Below are 16,859 nucleotides of genomic sequence, written 5' to 3'. Positions count from 1 at the left end.
ATTCTGGGGCTGTCGAAAAAGCTGACAGTCCCTTGTATTTTATTCTTCGGCACTGAATCAAATCCCCTGACTTCACCAAAATTTGATAGAACCTTTGCCACTATGAAAAAGCACTTCGTTTTCTTGGCAATTTTGGGGCTTTCTTTGGTGGGCTGCAGCTATCCAATGGAAGAATTGGGTCTGTTTAAAACCGGCGGTCTTGAGGTCAAAGGTTTCAGTAAATTCCAAAACGAAAAAGTCAGCTTCGACGTGGTGAAATCCACCGCCCTAAGCACCTGCCTTGAGTGTCACACCACGGGTTCCCGCAGCATGGACACGGCAGAAGAAGTGCTGGCGCAAAAAGATTCCATTTTGTCTGTCATCAACAAAGGCACCATGCCCCCGCGGTCTTCGGGTTATCAGGCATTAAATGCCTGCGAAAAACAGATCCTTGAAACGTGGATTGATGATCAAATGCGCAGCCGTTCTGACGTTCAGAAGGTCGGCGAGCTTTCCAACTGTGGCGAAGCTGAAGCTCCTGTTCAAAAACCAAAAACCGATCTTGCGACTTTGGAACTGAGCTTTGAGAATTTGAAAAAAGAAATCCTGGCCCCGAAGTGCATGGTCTGCCATAGCACCGAAACAGCGAAACGCACGATCCTGGAAACAGTGGCGGATCTTCATAACCACAACCTGCTAGCAGCCACCGCCGAAGAAAGCGTGCTGTATCAGGTGACGGTTCCTGGAATGAATAAACGCTTTATGCCTCCGCAAAGAGGCAAGACGATTCTGGCTCCGCTGACCGAAGCCGAACTGAGCTATATGAAACGCTGGATTGAAGCAGGCGCTAAGTAGTCACTTTTAAGTCCGGAAAATAAAAAGGCACTGAGGAGCTCAGTGCATATTCTTGTTTACATGAGACCCAAAGAGAAATAAACCTCATTGCAATTTGTGAAAAATTTTATAATTAGCTGCCACTCACTGAAGAGGATGACTACTCCAACTCACCCAGCAGGAACTTCATCTGCTGATAGTCTTGAGCGGTGCCCAGAAGGCCTTGGGACTTGATAGATGCGGTTTTCTTGATTTCAGAGGACTTGGGTGTCTTGGGCATTGCCTTCTTCGCCTTGGGCGCGACAGAGGCCTTGACGGCTGTGGCAGGGTCCCACTTTTCAGAGATGGCGCCGCCAGCCAGGGCCGTCTTTTCTGCTGTCGACAACAGTTCGGCTCCGGCAGAGATCAAAATGAATCTGTACTTGATCTCTTCATTTTGATTCAGCCAAAGCTCGGCACTGTGGCGCACGGACTTTTTCGTCGCCACAGTCTTAAGAGCAAACTTTTGCTGCACCCCGAAGCTGTCAGTCACCTCTAGATACAGCGATTCCCCTGGCGCCAGACTCGCATCCAATAGCTCCACGTTGGTGATCAGTTTGTCACCAACGGGCTGGGTTGAATCTAGAAACAAGGGGTTGTGCTTTTTCAATTCCACATTTCCTGTGCAAGGCTTGCCAAAGCAAGACCCGCCGGATTTTTCGGAGAGAAATCATTCACCGGCAAATGCTTGTGGTGAGCTTCCTCAACCGCGATGGATTCTGGAATAAAGTTATTAAATACCGGGATGGAATAGTTCGTGCGAAGATCCTGGATGACCTTTTCCACGATACGGCGGTTGCGGTACTTGGAAATGATGATTCCACGCACGTTGATGGTGTGACCAAGACCGTTCTTGATGCTTTTCAAAGTCTCAAGAATCAGATCAATGCCCATCAAAGAGAAGTACTCTGGGCAGATCGGAATCACGATGTCCTTGGAGGCAATCAGCGCATTCACGGTCAAAAGACCCAAAGACGGAGAACAATCGATCACAACGATGTCGTACTCTTCCTTGATTTCTGCCAGGGCTCTTTTCAGGATGCTTTCACGGCCAAACTTGGTGGACATGGAGATTTCAATACCGCTCAGCATGATTTCAGACGGGATCACATCGATGCCGAAGGCTTCAGAGAAAACAACGGCGTCCTGTGCCTGCACTTCGCCAGTGATAACGTCATAGATTGTATCTTCAAAATCCTCGTCGCCAAAGATCGCACGAGTGGCGGAAGACTGAGGATCCAGGTCGACCAGAAGAACTTTCTTGCCTTCCTTCGCCCACTGAGATGCCACGTTGATGGCGGTGGTGGTTTTTGCCACGCCGCCTTTTTGATTGATGAATGATACGATGCTGCCCATACACGATTCCCTTCGTGGTAGATAAAATTCAACACCTAAGTCTAGCTGTTTTTTTTGGGCAATGTGAAGCGCGATTTCGAATTCACGACGCGGCTGCTTAACGATCCTTCAACAACAACTCCGAGGTTTTTTTGATCCAAGGAAGGTAAGCATCCACACGCGAATAAATGGAAAACTGGAAACATTTCGGCGTTAGCGGTGTCGCCATCGAGTCACCCCGACTGGTCACGCCCATCAGATACAATTCACCGTTTTTATCAATATACGCCGGGCCGCCGGAGTCGCCACTGCACACACCTTTTTTCACTGACTGAGCTATCAGAACCTCGTTTTGTCCGTAGCGGGCCTCACCGACTTTGAGCTTCGTGGTGCGAAGAGCTCCAGAACCTTTCTTCACGCCCCACGCCCAGCTCAGTCCATATCCTGCAACCACGACTTCGGAACCTTGTTTCAGACTTTGAAAGTCAGCAAAGATCGGTGCCGGGGCATAACCCACCGGAATATATTCGCCCCGGATTCGGACCAGCGCGATGTCGGCAGTGTCATATTTGCGGCCACGGTTTCGTTCATAGTCCTCATGGCGCAAAGCTTTGATGGCATATCGGGAATTATAAGCATTCATGTTTTTAATGTCGTCAGTAAAGAACACCAACTGATGGGTGGAACCCGGGGTCACACAATGTGCGGCCGTCAAAACCAGTTCTTTCGAAATCAAAGTTCCCGTACACAACGTACCAGAGCCTTCATCATACAGCCCTACGGTGGAACGCATGATCCGGCTGCCCATTTCAACCTTTTCACCGCCAATGACTCCGGATTGCGAGTCTTCCGACAGAATTTCTGCGGTATTTTGCTGCCCACAGGCTGCAAGCATCGCCACTGACAACAAAGTCAAAGAAAGTTTCTTAAGCATCACACACCTCGCGGTTTTGGACCTCTGTTTTACCAGATTTTCAGAGGGAAAAGTGAAGAAATCCACAGAGTGACGTTTATTGTTTTTCGCCCAAAAGTTCACCAGCAAAAACGGCCAAACTTTAGACACCACCTGAAAGCTTTTCCAGCGGGGAAATGGCCATCAAAACCGTCGCAAAATCCTGTTATATTCAGCACCTATGAAATCGCTTATTTTCTTTCTTGTTTTGATCTCGTGTTCGGCATTTGCGGGCGATCGCATTCCTCAATGTTTCGATCGCAAAGACCGTATGGAATTTAACGAAAGCCAGGTGCTGACCTGGCGCGAGTTCATGGAAAACAAGTTCACCGCCCGCGCCTTTGTGGATGGCACCCTGGTGCGCCTGATGGAAGACCGTCAGGGACATGTGCACTTTGAAGTGGATCTGGATGAAAACCTGAACACCGACGATGACCGCATTGAAGTGATCTATAACGTGAAATACGGCAAGCTTCCGGAATATCAACCCGGCGATCGCATCATCGCCTGCGGTGACTTTGTGGTCGACAAGTATTCTCCACACAAGGCCGTGATCCACTGGCTGCACATCAACCCCAAAAAAGGCGGTCCTCATGAAGATGGCTTTATCGCCATCAACGGACAAGTGGCCGGCCTGACTGACAGCAAAGGATCTAAAAAGTGAGATTCCTTCTCTGCGCCCTTCTTCCACTGGTCCTGGCCGCCTGCACAGGTTCGACCCCTGAGGCTTTATCCAAAATAGAGGCTCCGGGTGCTATTTACAACGGCGACACCCGTGAAGATGTCAGCACCTCGTCGTCCCCGGAAAAAGAACTGGTCAAGGCTACGGCCGTACTGGTTCATTCTTACCGACTGGTGCCAGCGCAAAACCCAGTCGTTAAGCTGAACTCCACCCCACTGGAACAGCTTTATCCCCTGTGCCCGAATGAAAAGTTCCTGACCCAGCCGACGCTGGGGTTTTGTTCGGGAACTTTGATTGCGCCCAATCTGGTACTGACGGCCGGTCACTGCGTGGAAAACCAAAAAGACTGCAACGACAGTCATTTCATATTCGGCTGGACCGAAGAAAAATCCCGTCAAGCCCTGCTGCCGTCTTCGGAAATTTACAACTGCAAAGGCATTGTGAAGTTTGAACTGAACATTCGCAAAAACATCGACTACGCGATTCTGGAATTGGATCGCCCCGTTCCCGGTGTGCGCCCGGCCAAGATCGCCAAAGAAGTTCTGCTGAAGCCCGATCAAACTCTGCTAAGTCTGTCGCACCCACTGGGTCTGCCAGTAAAGAAGGATTATGCACGCGTGCTTTCTGACACACCAGAGATGCATACTTTCAAAGTCCAGGTGGACACGTTCTCTGGCAGTTCAGGTTCTCCCCTTTACAACACCCAGGGTGAAATTGTCGGAATCCTTTCTCGCGGTATGGATGACATTTTGGAAGATGACATCTATCGCGTGCAAAAAGAGGGCGGCTGCATCAACTTCAACGCCTGTGCCGTCGGCCTTTGCTTTGGTCAGACTTACTATAAAGCCCCCCGCATTGACCTTTAGCATATTCATAGCTTCTCGTTTAGGGGCTAAGGTTCTTTGCCCTTAAACTAGAGGCATGAACCAAAAGCAACTTCCCTGGTGGACCTGGGTCCTTCCCTTTTTCATCCTACTTGGAGGCACATTTTTAAGCCTCACCTTCAAGATATCCCAGGGGATCTACTGGATCTATTTCCCGATCAACTTCGGTGTGATCATGGCTCTGTGGTGGGGGCCTCGGGTTTTTGCTGCCGTTTTCCTGAATGCTCTGGTCGCAGTTTCGCTGTTTGGCGTGCCTCGACCAACACTTTATCCCCTGTTTGCCCTGCCTGAAACTCTGGAAGTAATTTTCTCGTGGTTCCTGGTTCGTGAACGCTTCAAGGACCTGCATGCCTGGAAACCCAGCCCCAAAAACATCAGTCTTTATTTTGTATATGGTCTGCTGATTCCGTCCGTGATTTGCTCTATCGCGATTCAAGCCCTGTTTGTTTTAACCGGCATTCAGGATAAAACCCTGTTCGGTTGGAGCACCCTGATCACAACCGTCGGCGATCTCACGGGTGCCATCTTCATAAGTATCCCGGCACTGATTCTTATTTCGCCATGGCTGCGCAAACACAATCTGTCCCTATTTGCAGTCAAACCTCTTCCGCCAATGCATTGGGAAACATTGAGTCGCAAAGAAAAGGTTTTATTTGCAGTCGTCCTGACGGGAATGCTGGCGCTGGCTGTATCCGTTCATCTGCCCCAAACCTGGTACGTCTATGGAATATTGATGCTGCTTTCAGCTGCGTGGTACGGAATGTACGCCGCATTGGCCGTGAACACCTGGGTGGTCTTCCTGACAATCATTCTGCCAAAGATGACCAATCTTCCGTGGTCCAACAGCTTTATCGAGGTGCAAACCCCGGCCACCTTGCTGACGTTGTGTTTCTGCTCTCTGATTACGGGCTCTGCCGTGACATCTTTGACCGGAAAGATCCGGGAGCTGAGTGAAACCGAAGGCCAGCTTAAAGCGGCAAAAGAGCAGGCCGAAGAAGCGTCTCGCGCAAAATCCGAATTTCTGGCCCGCATGAGCCATGAAATCCGAACACCTTTGAACTCTGTTCTGGGAATGCTGGAACTGCTGCGCGAAACCCAACTTTCCAAAGATCAGGAACGTTATCTGACCTTATTCAGTCATGCAGGGGAAAACCTGAAAGCCCTGATCAATGACCTGCTGGATTTTTCAAAGATTGAAGCCAAAGCGCTGACTGTGGAAAACGTCAGCTATAATATTCACAGCACCATTCGCAGCGTTTTTGAAATCCTGCAAATCAAAGCCGAGGAACAAGGCCTGCACTTTGAATTGCAGGTTTCCAAGGATGTCCCCGCTCTGCAATGGGGGGACCCGACCCGCCTGCGACAGGTGCTGTTCAATCTGATCGGCAATGCGCTAAAATTCACCAATGAAGGCCATGTCAAAGTGAAGGTGGATCTGACCAAGGAAACCCCCGAACAATTGCTGATCGAGGTGCAGGACACCGGCATTGGCATTCCTCGCGACAAACAGTCCAAACTGTTTTCACCGTTCTTTCAGGGTGATCCGACGATCACCCGCAAATATGGCGGCACGGGGCTTGGTCTGGTGATTTCAAAGAACCTGGTTGAAATCATGGGTGGCACCATGGAGATGAAAAGCCTTGCCGGACGCGGAACGACGTTCCGGATTTTACTGCCACACCGTCCTGATTTTAGCAGCAACATCGAGAAAAAGGCCAAGCCCGCCATGGTATGGAGCCAGCTTCCCACCGACAAACGCTTCCGTCTGCTGCTGGTGGATGATTCAGAAGACAACCGCGTTCTGATGATTCACTATTTAAAAAGCCTGCCGTTTGACTGCGACGAAGCCGTCAACGGCCAGGAGGCGTTTGAAAAATTCAAAGAGCGTAAATACGATCTGGTCTTTATGGACATGCAAATGCCCATCATGACCGGGTATAAGTCCACCGAACTGATCAGATACTATGAAAAAATGAACAAACTTCCCCATACGCCAATCATCGCCCTGACGGCCACTGCGGTGGTGGAAGACCTGCAACGAGCCATCAGCAGCGGCTGTGATTCCTACGCCGTGAAGCCGGTAAAGAAGGCCGAGATTTTAGAAATTCTGGCTCACAACTTGACGACGAAATCCCCGACCAAGGAAGCCTTTAAAGAGCCGCCATCACCCAGTATTTGAGAGCGGATTTTTCCGCGAACGCGTTTTTTGGAAAGCAGTTCCTGATAGAACGCTTCTTCGTCGTCTTCAGACGGAAACTCGCTGACGATATCAAAGTCAGTTTCCACCGGGCGCAGATACTGGATCTCGCCCTTGGCAATAACGATATTTTCGGTGTCCAGGCCCCGCTGCTTTAACCCTGCCAATGCCAGTGCATAGGCAGCCAGAACAGCCGAAGCATACAAACTGCCACCAAAGGCTGTGCCCTTGTGGTTTTTGCTCTTATCCAGCGACACACGAAAGTGCACGCGCGCGGAACTGATTTCTTTCACTTCAATGCCAAGATGCTCATACAGAGTGATCTTGTCCTTCAGAATCTGAATCAGTTCCTGCGGGTTTACTTCCATTGTTCATAGCCCCCGGCAAAGTTTGTGGCTTTTTTATAACCCAGATAATTCAAAGCATACACCACGGCACCGGAGCGAACACCGTGATTGCTGACAACCAGAATGCGGCTGTCTTTAGAAATGTTCTTCTCGTAAAGGGCCCGCTCGATTATTTTGGATGGAAGGCCTTTATCGTCAAAGAACTCGCGCCACTCAAGATTCACCACCGGCGCTTTCACGGATTTTTCCGTCGAAAGATTGCGCAATGCGAATTCCTGACCGGAACGCACATCCAGTACGATCACAGGCTTTTCATTTTGAGTGACGTCTGCCTTGAACACTTTAAAAGATGTATCCAGGTTTTCCGCCACTTCCGGCTTCCAGTAAGGCTTGTTCTGAACCGGAGGCGCTTCACGGTTGGGATTGGTGTTCATTTCTCGATAAGAAGTGTGAACCAAAGTATAAACGTTTTTCACCCCCAGGACTTTCAGTGTCCAGGCCACACGACCTTCTTCCCCAGCCCCTTGCGCACCTTTACCCAACACCACTACGGGAGTCGACGGATCTACGCCCACCAGAGCGAGTCTGCGAGCAATCGCAAAAAGGTCATTTTGCAACAATCCACGGGACTTGGGATTTTGTTGAGAAAAATCCTCCCAACGAACATTGATAGAGCCCGGCACATGCGCCAGATTAAATTCAAACGCCGGACGAGCATCCAGGATCACCGTCTTGCCTTTGATCAATTGTTCGGCCGTGACATTTTCACCCATCACCGGCTCTTGCACCGTCACCTTCGTCGGCTTCATCTGACACGCAGAAAGCACCACAAATGCTGCAATCAAAACAAACTTCATAACATACCCCTGAAAAAACAAAAGGGAGCTTTCGCTCCCTTTTTGCAGACTATTTTGTAATACGCATTGTTGGGAAAAAGATGATGTCACGGATACTTGGTCTATCCGTTAGCAACATCACGATACGCTCGATACCGATTCCCACGCCCCCTGTTGGAGGCATACCAGCGTCGATCGCCAGCAGGAAGTCTTCATCCATCGGGTGAGCTTCTTCGTCCTTCGCACGGTTGGCTTCCTGTTCTTTCAAACGGGCCAACTGGTCTTCCGGATCATTCAGCTCCGAATAAGCATTACCGATTTCCATGCAGGCGGCGAACGGTTCAAAACGTTCAACCAGTCTGTTATCGCGACGGTGAATCTTCGTCAGCGGAGAAATCTCCACCGGGTGATCCATCACGAAGGTTGGCTGCCACAAGTGCTGTTCAGCTGTCAGTTCAAACAATTCCATGATCATTTCGCCGCGTTTACCCGGCTCATCGATATCGCCCCCGTTTTTACGGATGGCCTGGAAGATTTCCTGATCAGTTGCCTTGTCCGGATCAATGCCAGCGTATTCTTTAACCCCGTCATGAACCGTCAGACGTCTCCACGGAGGAGTGAAGTCGATCTCTTTACCCTGATAAGTCACCTTCATGCTGCCGGTGATTTTCAAAGCCAAAGAAGAAATCAGCTCTTCGAACTGCTTCATCTGATAGTTATAGTCCGTGTAGGCCTCGTAGAACTCAAGCAACGCGAATTCCGGGTTGTGAGTGCGGTCGATACCTTCGTTACGGAAGTTTTTGCTGATTTCGTAAACTTTTTCGAAACCACCCACGATCAGGCGTTTCAGATAAAGCTCTGGCGAAATACGCATGTAAAGCTTCATGTCCAAAGCTTTGTGGTGTGTGGTGAACGGAGTCGCCGCAGCACCGCCGTAAACCGGCTGCAATGTCGGAGTTTCCACTTCCATAAAACCACGATCATCAAGGAAGCGACGAACCTCTTTGATGATCTTGGAGCGTGTTTCAAACACCTTGCGGGAATCCGCATCGGTCATCAAATCCAGGTGTCTGTGACGATACTTGATTTCGATGTCCTGAACGCCGTGGAATTTCTCTGGCAAAGGCTCGATGGTTTTCGTCAGAATCTGGAAGGATTTCGCGTAAATTGAGAACTCGCCTTTTTGGGATTTGAAGACAAAGCCCTCAATACCGACGATGTCACCCAGATCCACCAGCTCGAAAGCCGCGCGGTCCTGTTCAGAAAGCTCTTCAGTTTTTACATAGACCTGAACGGAACCGGTCTGGTCCTGAAGATTGAAGAAAGACGCTTTCCCCATCATACGCAGGGTCATCAGACGGCCGGCAATACGATAAGAGAATTCAGGTTTCTTTTCTCCCGCCTGCAAAGTGGCCGCGTGTTCCGCAGTCACTTCAGAGATCTTCGCCTTGTTTTCAAAGACGTACGGATACGGGTTGATGCCTTTTTCACGAAGCGCATGAAGTTTTTTGCGCTTCTCGGCTCTTAGCGGATTTTCGTTGATGCTCATAGTTTTTTACCTGCGAAGGCTTCCATTACTTTGTGCAAAAGTTCCAGAGCTTCTTTTTTCGGACGCTGGAAGGCATTGCGGCCCATGATGGAACCGAAGGCGCCACCTTGTGCCAGTTCGCTGACTTCTTTCAACAAGTCGTCAGTGCCTTTGGCTTCACCACCAGAGAAGATCACGATGCGTTTGCCATTGAAGCAGGACTGAACGATGTGACGAGTGCGGTCCACTTGAGAGGACACTTTGATGCCCTGTTCTTCGTAAACTTTTTTCGCCGCGGCCTGCTCAAGGTGCGCAGAGGAAGGTTTCACTTTGATGATGTGAGCGCCCAACTGAGCCGCGATGTGAGCCGCGTATGCGATCACGTCGATGCCAGTTTCGCCTTCTTTGGAAAGCTGCTCACCACGAGGGTAAGACCAGATGATCACCGCAAGACCGGCTTCTTTAGCTGCGCGTGCCGCCTGAGCGATTTCTTCGTATTGGTTTTTGCGTTCTGCAGAACCCGGATAGATCGTGAAACCGATACCCACGCAACCCAGTCTCAAAGCGTCGTCGATGTAAGACGTCATCGCAGAGATCGGGGCCTTGTTGGCATAAAGAGAATCAGAGTTGTTGATTTTCAGGATCAACGGGATTTCACCAGCATAGTCACGGGCGATAGCTTCGATAGCACCCAGTGGAGCTGCGTAAGCGCTGCAACCGGATTCAATAGCCAGCTCTACGTGGTAAGCAGGGTCATAGCCATCTGGATTTTTCGCGAAAGAGCGAGCAGGTCCATGTTCGAAGCCCTGATCCACTGGCAAAATCACCAACTTACCGGTGCCAGCCAACTTACCGTGGTTCAACATGCGAGCCAGGTTCGTTAATACCCCTGGATTATCAGCTCCGTACCAGCTCAAAATCTCTCTAACTCTCGGCGTCATCTAGATCTCCTATAACCTAAAGAAAACTTACATTCATATTATTAAGGTGTGTCTGAAAGCCTCCAGTGCAAGGCGCGAGGAGGAAGGCGTACTCTTTGTACGCCGACGACGAGCAACGCAGCAATGGAGGTTTTCAGGCACACCCTAGGCCGGGGTAAATTTATGAAGTTTTTCAAGTTTAATCAAGCGCGTCTCTGCGATTAACACGCTTGGCAGAAAACATGCTGTGGTATAATGTTCGTTGTCCCTATGAGGTCTGTATGAATACGAGTGAAAAAATGCCTGTCAGCTTCGAACCAACCCCTAATCCTGCCACGATGAAGTTTTTGCTTCACAAAAAGGTCACGGATCAGGGCTTTGACTGCCCGACCGTTCAGGAGGCGGAACGTTCGCCATTGGCTGCCAAAATCTTCGGCTTCCCATGGACCAGCTCCGTATACGTGGGCCCGGACTTCATCACCGTGACCAAGCAGGACTGGGTGGACTGGGAACTTTTGGCTCACCCCCTGAGCGGCCTGATTCAGGAACACCTGGATCGCGATGAACCTGTGGTGGTTACTTTCGTTGAAGCCGACGAAAATGATGAAAACGACAGCCCGATGGTTCGCAATATCAAATCGGTCCTGAACCGCGAAATCCGTCCCGTAGTGGCTTTGGATGGCGGCGACATCGTATTCCATAAATATGAAGGCAACATCCTTTACATTCACATGAAAGGCGCCTGCTCCGGCTGCCCAAGTTCCAGCGTGACCCTTAAAGAAGGAGTCGAAGTGCGCATGAAGGAACTTTTCCCGGAGATCAAAGAAGTTGTCGCAGTCTAAATTCATTCACGAAAGCAAAATGCTGGCCCGTCTTTCCGGGCCTATCGTCGTTGGCCAGGTCGGTCAGAACCTGATCACTTTGGCGGACACGATCATGGTGGGCGCCCTGGGGTCCGTGGCCCTGGGGGCTTCGGCATTTGCCGGCAGTGTCTTTATTGTGTTTCTGATTTTCGGTCTGGGAATGCTGGCTCCGGTGACAGCGCTTTTTGCGCGCATGCAGGGCCAGGAAAATTATCCTTATGGCGGGGTTTTGCTTCGTCATAGTGTTGTTGTCGCCCTGGCCATCAGTGCATTCATCATCGGACTCTTGTACGCCCTTCTTCCGAACCTGAAGGTCTTTGGACAAACCCATGAAGTTCTGGAAATGGGAGCGGCCTTTTTCGAGATCACCATCTGGTCTGTGTTGCCGAGCCTGCTTTACCAGTCCTACAAACAGTTCACCGATGGCATCGGTAAAACCAAAGTGGCCATGTATGTGATGATCTTTGGTGTGGTCTTGAATATCGCCGGGAACTGGGTGCTGATCCATGGACTTTACGGCCTTCCCAAGCTGGGCCTGAACGGTGCCGCGTGGGCAACCCTGATCTCCCGCTGCCTGATGGCTTTGATCATGGTCACTTATGTGCACCTGCACCCGCAATTTAAAAAATATCTGGTCGAGCGCTGGGTGCATCGCTTTGATCACCACCTGCTGAAAAATATCATCCGCCTGGGACTTCCCAACGGCTTCACTTATTTGTTTGAAGTGGGTGCTTTTTCCGCCGCGGCGGTGATGATGGGCTGGTTTGGATCAACCCCCTTGGCAGCGCACCAAATCACCATCAGCCTTGCCAGCACAAGCTTTCTGATCACCCTGGGGATCGGCATTGCCGCCAGCATCCGCGTGGGCTTTGAACTGGGCCGTGGGGATTATTCCCTGGCAAGATTTGCGGGATTCACCGCGATCAAGCTGGGGGCGGCTTACATGAGCTTGTGTGCACTTGGATTCTTCTTCCTGCGCGAATGGTTCCCGACGTTCTATGTGACCGATCAGGATGTGATCGCGTGGGCGGCGAAGTTCTTTGTCGTCGTTGCGATCTTTGAGATCTTTGACGGCATTCAGGCCGTGGCGATTGGCGCTTTGCGCGGCATGAGCGACACGCAATGGCCCAGCATCATCGCTTTCTTTGCATACTGGGTGATGGGGCTTCCGGGTGGATACCTGCTGGCCTTCCACTTGGGCGTGGGTCCGGTGGGAATCTGGATCGGTCTGCTGGTGGGATTGATCTTTGCCTCAGTTCTTCTGACATGGAGATTCCACATCCTAAGCAAGCGCTTTTTGAAGAGTTAGAATTCAATTACGGATGATAAACGCAGCGATATCCGCTGTTGGTCAGGACCGATGTCACATCAGCAGCACGTTTGGCACTAAAGACCCCGGCGGAATTGCCATCTCCAGTTCCGCCTCCGCGCCAAACACCTGTCACGGCTGAATTGCTGAAGTCGATTTTACCAAAACCACAGTACTCAGGTCCACCCGCACCACTGCAGGTCACGGCCGTTGTACCAAATGCCAGATTCAAAGCATCGCCGGTGTTCTGCGCCGGATACACATAGGCCGGATTATAAATAACACTATTGGTGTCTTTGATTGCCTCCGTAGCATTGCCAGCAAAGTCCCAGATGATCTGACCATACGGCAGCGAGTGCGTTCTTCTTAAAGCATTGCTGGTACAAAGAGCCGAATTCGGCGCACAAACATCCCCGCCCGTGGCAGACACTGGAGAACCGGATTGATTGTTCCCGCGATGCAAAAGACCTGACCCATAAACACCGCTGGCCCAGTTTCCGGCCTGTTTCGCAATGAGGTCCGCCACAGCCCGCCATTCACTATTGGTGACCAGATCATAACCTGCCCCCAAAGAAGTACATCGCGACACCGCCCCCATATTGCTTAAACTTTCGGGCACAAAATCCGCGATAAAGCGCGGGCGTGGCGAGCCATCGTTCTTGGCTTCATACTGACCTATACAGAACGGATTTGCGACGATGCTCGCATTATGGACATAGATAAATTCCGCAGGACACGAAAACGCGACAAAGTTATTTGTCAAAGTGCTGCTATAATTCCCCATCGGGTCTTTCAGGCGCAGGCTCAGCGAATAAGTCAAACCCGGCTGCAGAGTCGTCGACAGAGAAGAGAATTTGACCGGACTAGCAACCTCAGTCCAGTCACGAAGGATGGCGCCATTGGACTGCTGCAGCAGGCGAAGCTCCGCTGTCAACACATCTGGATCTGAAGGTAACGTGAAATTCACAACGGGTGCTTCCGTGTACAGAGGCAAAACCGCCCCCAGATTAAACGACGGCGGGGTGTTTGGCGCCATCGCATCTACTTTTACATTGGATGCTTGAAGCCCGTTTGCTCCAACATCCGCGGGCAATACCATTGATGCCTGAACAACATCATTGGCCTTGTCCACCAGACAGCCCGCACAGCCACTGAAGGACGTTGAAGTGACTCCCAGAGGGAATGCATAGTTCCCCGCGAACACCACATAGTTGAACTGCAGTGTTCGCAGGTCCGCCTGCAGCGACGCCGCTGTCACGAGGACGCCGGTATTTAGAACCATGCTGGGCATGACTCCACCAACCACCTTCAATTCACGGTCATACTCGACGCGAATACTGACAGTTGTACCGTTCCCGAAATGCGCCCCCGGGACGGCAGCATAAACCCGCGTGATTTGCGGAACCGGGAACTGTGTTGTGAATATAAAGCCATTATTCGAAGCCGCAGTTTTATTGCCATTTACGTCGACGGCTAGAATATAAATGGAATAGACTGTGCCTTGAGCCAGCACACAAGAAGAAAGATCCACCGCAGAGGCGGCAATACTGGCCTGACAAATCGTCGTGGCGCCCGCACTGTCTTTGATAAAAGCTTCGACATGATCAAGGTCCGACGGCATCGTGAAATCAATCACCGGTCCTTTGTCACGAAGGAATCCATCTGCCGTCACGTCTGCACCGGCCATCGTGCGAACCCCGGTGATCGTAAAGGCCCCAGGCCCCTCAAGATCCACAATGATATTTACACCAACAGCATCCCCCGCATTACCAGCCGCATCCGTCTGCATAGCGTGGACTGCTGGCATGCCATTACTGACGGCCACGTCGGCAACAAAAGTGCGCACGGCCGAACAGGTCACTTCACGAACAACAGCACCAATGTTCACTTTTACGGGAATTAAATCTTCAGAACAAGTGCCGCGAACAGTAATCGTTCCATCAGCGTTGACCGAGGACTGGGTGAATTTTGTATTGCCCGTTGGCGATGTGATCACCACCTCAGGAGCCGTCAAATCAACCAAAACTTCTTTCTGCTCAAAACCAAAAACCCGGTAAGCGCCGGTGGCCATGTGATTGACTGAAATACTGGTTACGCCATCACCCAAGTTGCTTTTCAAGGTCACTGCCGCTGAAAAGACGCCGCCCGAACAATTGGCACTTTGAGGTCCTCCATCAAAGGGACCGGTCAGATTCACCACCCCACCTTCGATTTGGCAGGTGCCGTTGATTTCGTAGCTTTGATGACCTAACTTCAGGGTGTTGATACTTTCCGCGGTCAAACTGACATTCGGAGCAAAAATCACCAATGAAAGGGTTTTGTTGAAAACAAACGTTTCCCCTTCAAGACTTTTCACATACCAGCGGATCTGGAAGTCGTGACCAACATTCCCGGCAACTGTGGGGGCTTCATAAGGGAAGATATGCTCCAACGGCAATTTGAAGGTGGCTTTCCCCGTGTCGGCACAGTCCACCTGAGCATCTGTAGCAAGTTCCGTGACATCACGCCAAATCTTGGTTTGTGGGTTTTCAGCTTCGATCTTTTCAATGGATCGGTCACAAGTAATACCTGTCTCTTATTACACATCTGCCTTATTTAAAAAGTCCATTTCAAGGGTGCGCTCGGTACAACCCAAAACCAAAATAGAAAAAAGCAACAGACTTGCTGCTGCTTTGATTTTCTTTTGAATTTCGGCCACTTCCCACCTACCAACGTGCATGTTTATCTTATCGGAGATTGTGGAAAGCGACCTGAGTATCAAATTGAGAAACTGCGTCCAGCTAATGCCAACGAACGTTCCGGTCTTCTTTGATAAAGATCATCCCAATACCAAATGTCATCAAGGCGATTGCGATAGGATATATCAAACCGGCAAAGTGGTTCCCAGTGGCCGCCACAATCGCCGTGCCGATGAAAGGAACAAGCCCCCCGAACACACCGTTCCCGATATGATATGGAAGAGACATCGAAGTATAGCGAATTTGTGTCGGGAATAGCTCGACCAGAAAGGCGGCAATCGGCCCGTACACCATCGTCACATAGATCACTTGAATGAACACCAACAAGGTCAGCATCACGACATTGGGATTCACCGCCGTCGCCAAAGGCTCTGCAGGATTCCATCCAGAATAATACTCCATCGCCTGATAGATCGGATAGTAAGTGAGGGCCGCGATCAAACACCCCGCCATCATAATATTCTTGCGTCCGATCTTGTCAGAAAGGCCACCGAACACCACAAAGAAGGGAGTTGCAAACAGCAATGCCACCGCGATGATCTGATTGGCCACCACAAAGTCCACCTTTAAAACCGTCTGCAAATAGTAAAGTGCATAGAACTGCCCGGTGTACCACACCACCCCCTGCCCAGCCGTCGCACCCAACAATGCCAGAATCACCAGGCGGCGATTTTCAGGATGCAGGAAACTGTCACGCAGCGGACTTTTCGAGGACTTCCCCTCGGCCTTCATCTGAATAAAGACCGGTGATTCCTGCATCTTTCGGCGAATCAGATAAGACACCAACACCAGAACCACCGACAGCAGAAACGGAATCCGCCAGCCCCAGTCCTTAAAGGCGTCTTCACCCATCGTCAAACGGGTTACCAGAATCACGCCCAATGAAACAAAGAGCCCCAAAGTGGCCGTGGTTTGAATGAACGAGGTATAAAATCCGCGCTTGCCATCCGGACTGTGTTCGGCAACGTAGGTGGCGGCACCTCCGTATTCTCCTCCAAGAGCCAGACCTTGCAACAGACGCAGTACCAAAAGCAGGATCGGCGCAAGAATCCCAATCGTTTCATACCCTGGCAATAAACCAATGGCGGTGGTCGCAAGGCCCATGATCAGCAGGGTGACCATGAAGGCATACTTACGCCCCACCACATCGCCCACGCGGCCAAACACGAGCGCGCCGAAAGGACGAACAATAAAGCCAGTGGCGAAAGTGGCCAGCGTACTAAGCAATGCCACAGTTTCATGACCTTTAGGGAAAAATTGAGCGGAGATAATAGTGGCAAGACTGCCAAAGATGTAAAAGTCATACCACTCAATCAGGGTTCCGGCGCTGGAGGCCCCGATGACTTTCCAAATTTTGCTTTTATCCAAGACGGCTTTGCCCGCATCTTTGACAGTAGATATGGCCATGAACGTTCC

Annotated in this window: 16 protein-coding genes; 6 read left to right on the top strand and 10 right to left on the bottom strand. The window is 50.7% G+C overall.

Features of this window, described 5'->3' with window-relative positions; all coding sequences use genetic code 11:
• Positions 1-102: 102 nt before the first annotated feature.
• Complete coding sequence (locus tag B9G79_RS07570) at positions 103-834, top strand: hypothetical protein (protein WP_088564975.1); 732 nt, start codon at positions 103-105, stop codon at positions 832-834.
• Positions 835-973: 139 nt separating this feature from the next.
• Here the strand turns inward: B9G79_RS07570 and B9G79_RS07565 are convergent, their stop codons facing one another.
• The 3 genes from B9G79_RS07565 to B9G79_RS07555 all read right to left on the bottom strand — a co-directional run bounded on the left by B9G79_RS07565 (position 974) and on the right by B9G79_RS07555 (position 3,121).
• Positions 974-1,444: a hypothetical protein gene (locus B9G79_RS07565; protein ID WP_232469263.1), complete on the bottom strand. Its 471-nt coding sequence runs from the start codon at positions 1,442-1,444 to the stop codon at positions 974-976.
• A 14-nt stretch (positions 1,445-1,458) separates the two neighbouring features.
• Complete coding sequence (locus B9G79_RS07560; protein WP_015091405.1) at positions 1,459-2,208, bottom strand: ParA family protein; 750 nt, start codon at positions 2,206-2,208, stop codon at positions 1,459-1,461.
• A gap of 97 nt (positions 2,209-2,305) precedes the next feature.
• Positions 2,306-3,121 carry a S1 family peptidase gene (locus tag B9G79_RS07555; protein WP_232469262.1) on the bottom strand — a complete coding sequence of 272 codons (816 nt, stop codon included), beginning with the start codon at positions 3,119-3,121 and terminating at the stop codon, positions 2,306-2,308.
• A gap of 199 nt (positions 3,122-3,320) precedes the next feature.
• Between B9G79_RS07555 and B9G79_RS07550 the strand changes: the two genes are divergently transcribed.
• From B9G79_RS07550 to B9G79_RS07540, 3 genes are read left to right on the top strand one after another with little or no spacing between them, the layout of a single operon-like run.
• Positions 3,321-3,803, top strand: coding sequence for a DUF3465 domain-containing protein (locus tag B9G79_RS07550; RefSeq protein ID WP_232469261.1), 483 nt, complete (start codon positions 3,321-3,323; stop codon positions 3,801-3,803).
• Positions 3,800-4,687 carry a trypsin-like serine peptidase gene (locus B9G79_RS07545; RefSeq protein ID WP_088564973.1) on the top strand — a complete coding sequence of 296 codons (888 nt, stop codon included), beginning with the start codon at positions 3,800-3,802 and terminating at the stop codon, positions 4,685-4,687. Before B9G79_RS07550 ends, B9G79_RS07545 begins: the two co-directional genes overlap by 4 nt.
• Before the next feature lie 55 nt (positions 4,688-4,742).
• Positions 4,743-6,884, top strand: coding sequence for an ATP-binding protein (locus B9G79_RS07540; protein ID WP_088564972.1), 2,142 nt, complete (start codon positions 4,743-4,745; stop codon positions 6,882-6,884).
• Here the strand turns inward: B9G79_RS07540 and B9G79_RS07535 are convergent.
• Genes B9G79_RS07535 through B9G79_RS07520 form a run of 4 tightly spaced genes read right to left on the bottom strand, consistent with a single transcriptional unit; the run spans position 6,818 to position 10,554 of the window.
• Positions 6,818-7,270: a YiiD C-terminal domain-containing protein gene (locus B9G79_RS07535; RefSeq protein WP_088564971.1), complete on the bottom strand. Its 453-nt coding sequence runs from the start codon at positions 7,268-7,270 to the stop codon at positions 6,818-6,820. The two genes, B9G79_RS07540 and B9G79_RS07535, sit on opposite strands and share 67 nt — an antisense overlap.
• Entirely contained in the window at positions 7,261-8,106 is an 846-nt protein-coding gene (locus tag B9G79_RS07530; protein WP_088564970.1) for a sulfurtransferase, read from the bottom strand. Before B9G79_RS07530 ends, B9G79_RS07535 begins: the two co-directional genes overlap by 10 nt.
• A 49-nt stretch (positions 8,107-8,155) precedes the next feature.
• Complete coding sequence (lysS, locus tag B9G79_RS07525) at positions 8,156-9,634, bottom strand: lysine--tRNA ligase (RefSeq protein ID WP_088564969.1); 1,479 nt, start codon at positions 9,632-9,634, stop codon at positions 8,156-8,158.
• On the bottom strand, positions 9,631-10,554 hold the full coding sequence (locus tag B9G79_RS07520; RefSeq protein ID WP_088564968.1) for a class I fructose-bisphosphate aldolase: 924 nt from the start codon (positions 10,552-10,554) through the stop codon (positions 9,631-9,633). The genes lysS and B9G79_RS07520 overlap by 4 nt, the downstream gene beginning before the upstream one ends.
• Before the next feature lie 260 nt (positions 10,555-10,814).
• Between B9G79_RS07520 and B9G79_RS07515 the strand changes: the two genes are divergently transcribed.
• Both B9G79_RS07515 and B9G79_RS07510 read left to right on the top strand, forming a co-directional pair.
• On the top strand, positions 10,815-11,375 hold the full coding sequence (locus B9G79_RS07515; RefSeq protein WP_088564967.1) for a NifU family protein: 561 nt from the start codon (positions 10,815-10,817) through the stop codon (positions 11,373-11,375).
• The gene (locus B9G79_RS07510) at positions 11,362-12,705 is read left to right on the top strand and encodes an MATE family efflux transporter (RefSeq protein WP_232469260.1); all 1,344 of its coding nucleotides are present in this window, start codon (positions 11,362-11,364) and stop codon (positions 12,703-12,705) included. The genes B9G79_RS07515 and B9G79_RS07510 overlap by 14 nt, the downstream gene beginning before the upstream one ends.
• A gap of 7 nt (positions 12,706-12,712) precedes the next feature.
• On the opposite strand, the gene B9G79_RS07505 is transcribed toward B9G79_RS07510, so the two are convergent.
• From B9G79_RS07505 to B9G79_RS07500, 3 genes are all read right to left on the bottom strand, one after another.
• Entirely contained in the window at positions 12,713-15,178 is a 2,466-nt protein-coding gene (locus B9G79_RS07505; RefSeq protein ID WP_232469259.1) for a hypothetical protein, read from the bottom strand.
• Positions 15,179-15,283: 105 nt separating this feature from the next.
• Positions 15,284-15,424, bottom strand: a complete 141-nt coding sequence (locus tag B9G79_RS18325; RefSeq protein WP_232469258.1) for a hypothetical protein — start codon at positions 15,422-15,424, stop codon at positions 15,284-15,286.
• 61 nt (positions 15,425-15,485) lie between these two features.
• Complete coding sequence (locus tag B9G79_RS07500; RefSeq protein WP_088566811.1) at positions 15,486-16,850, bottom strand: MFS transporter; 1,365 nt, start codon at positions 16,848-16,850, stop codon at positions 15,486-15,488.
• Between the last annotated feature and the right edge of the window lie 9 nt (positions 16,851-16,859).

The organism is Bdellovibrio bacteriovorus (assembly GCF_002208115.1).
Classification (GTDB): domain Bacteria; phylum Bdellovibrionota; class Bdellovibrionia; order Bdellovibrionales; family Bdellovibrionaceae; genus Bdellovibrio; species Bdellovibrio bacteriovorus_C.
Note: the sequence above shows the minus strand (reverse complement) of the source record. Positions and strands in the feature narration are given on the sequence as shown.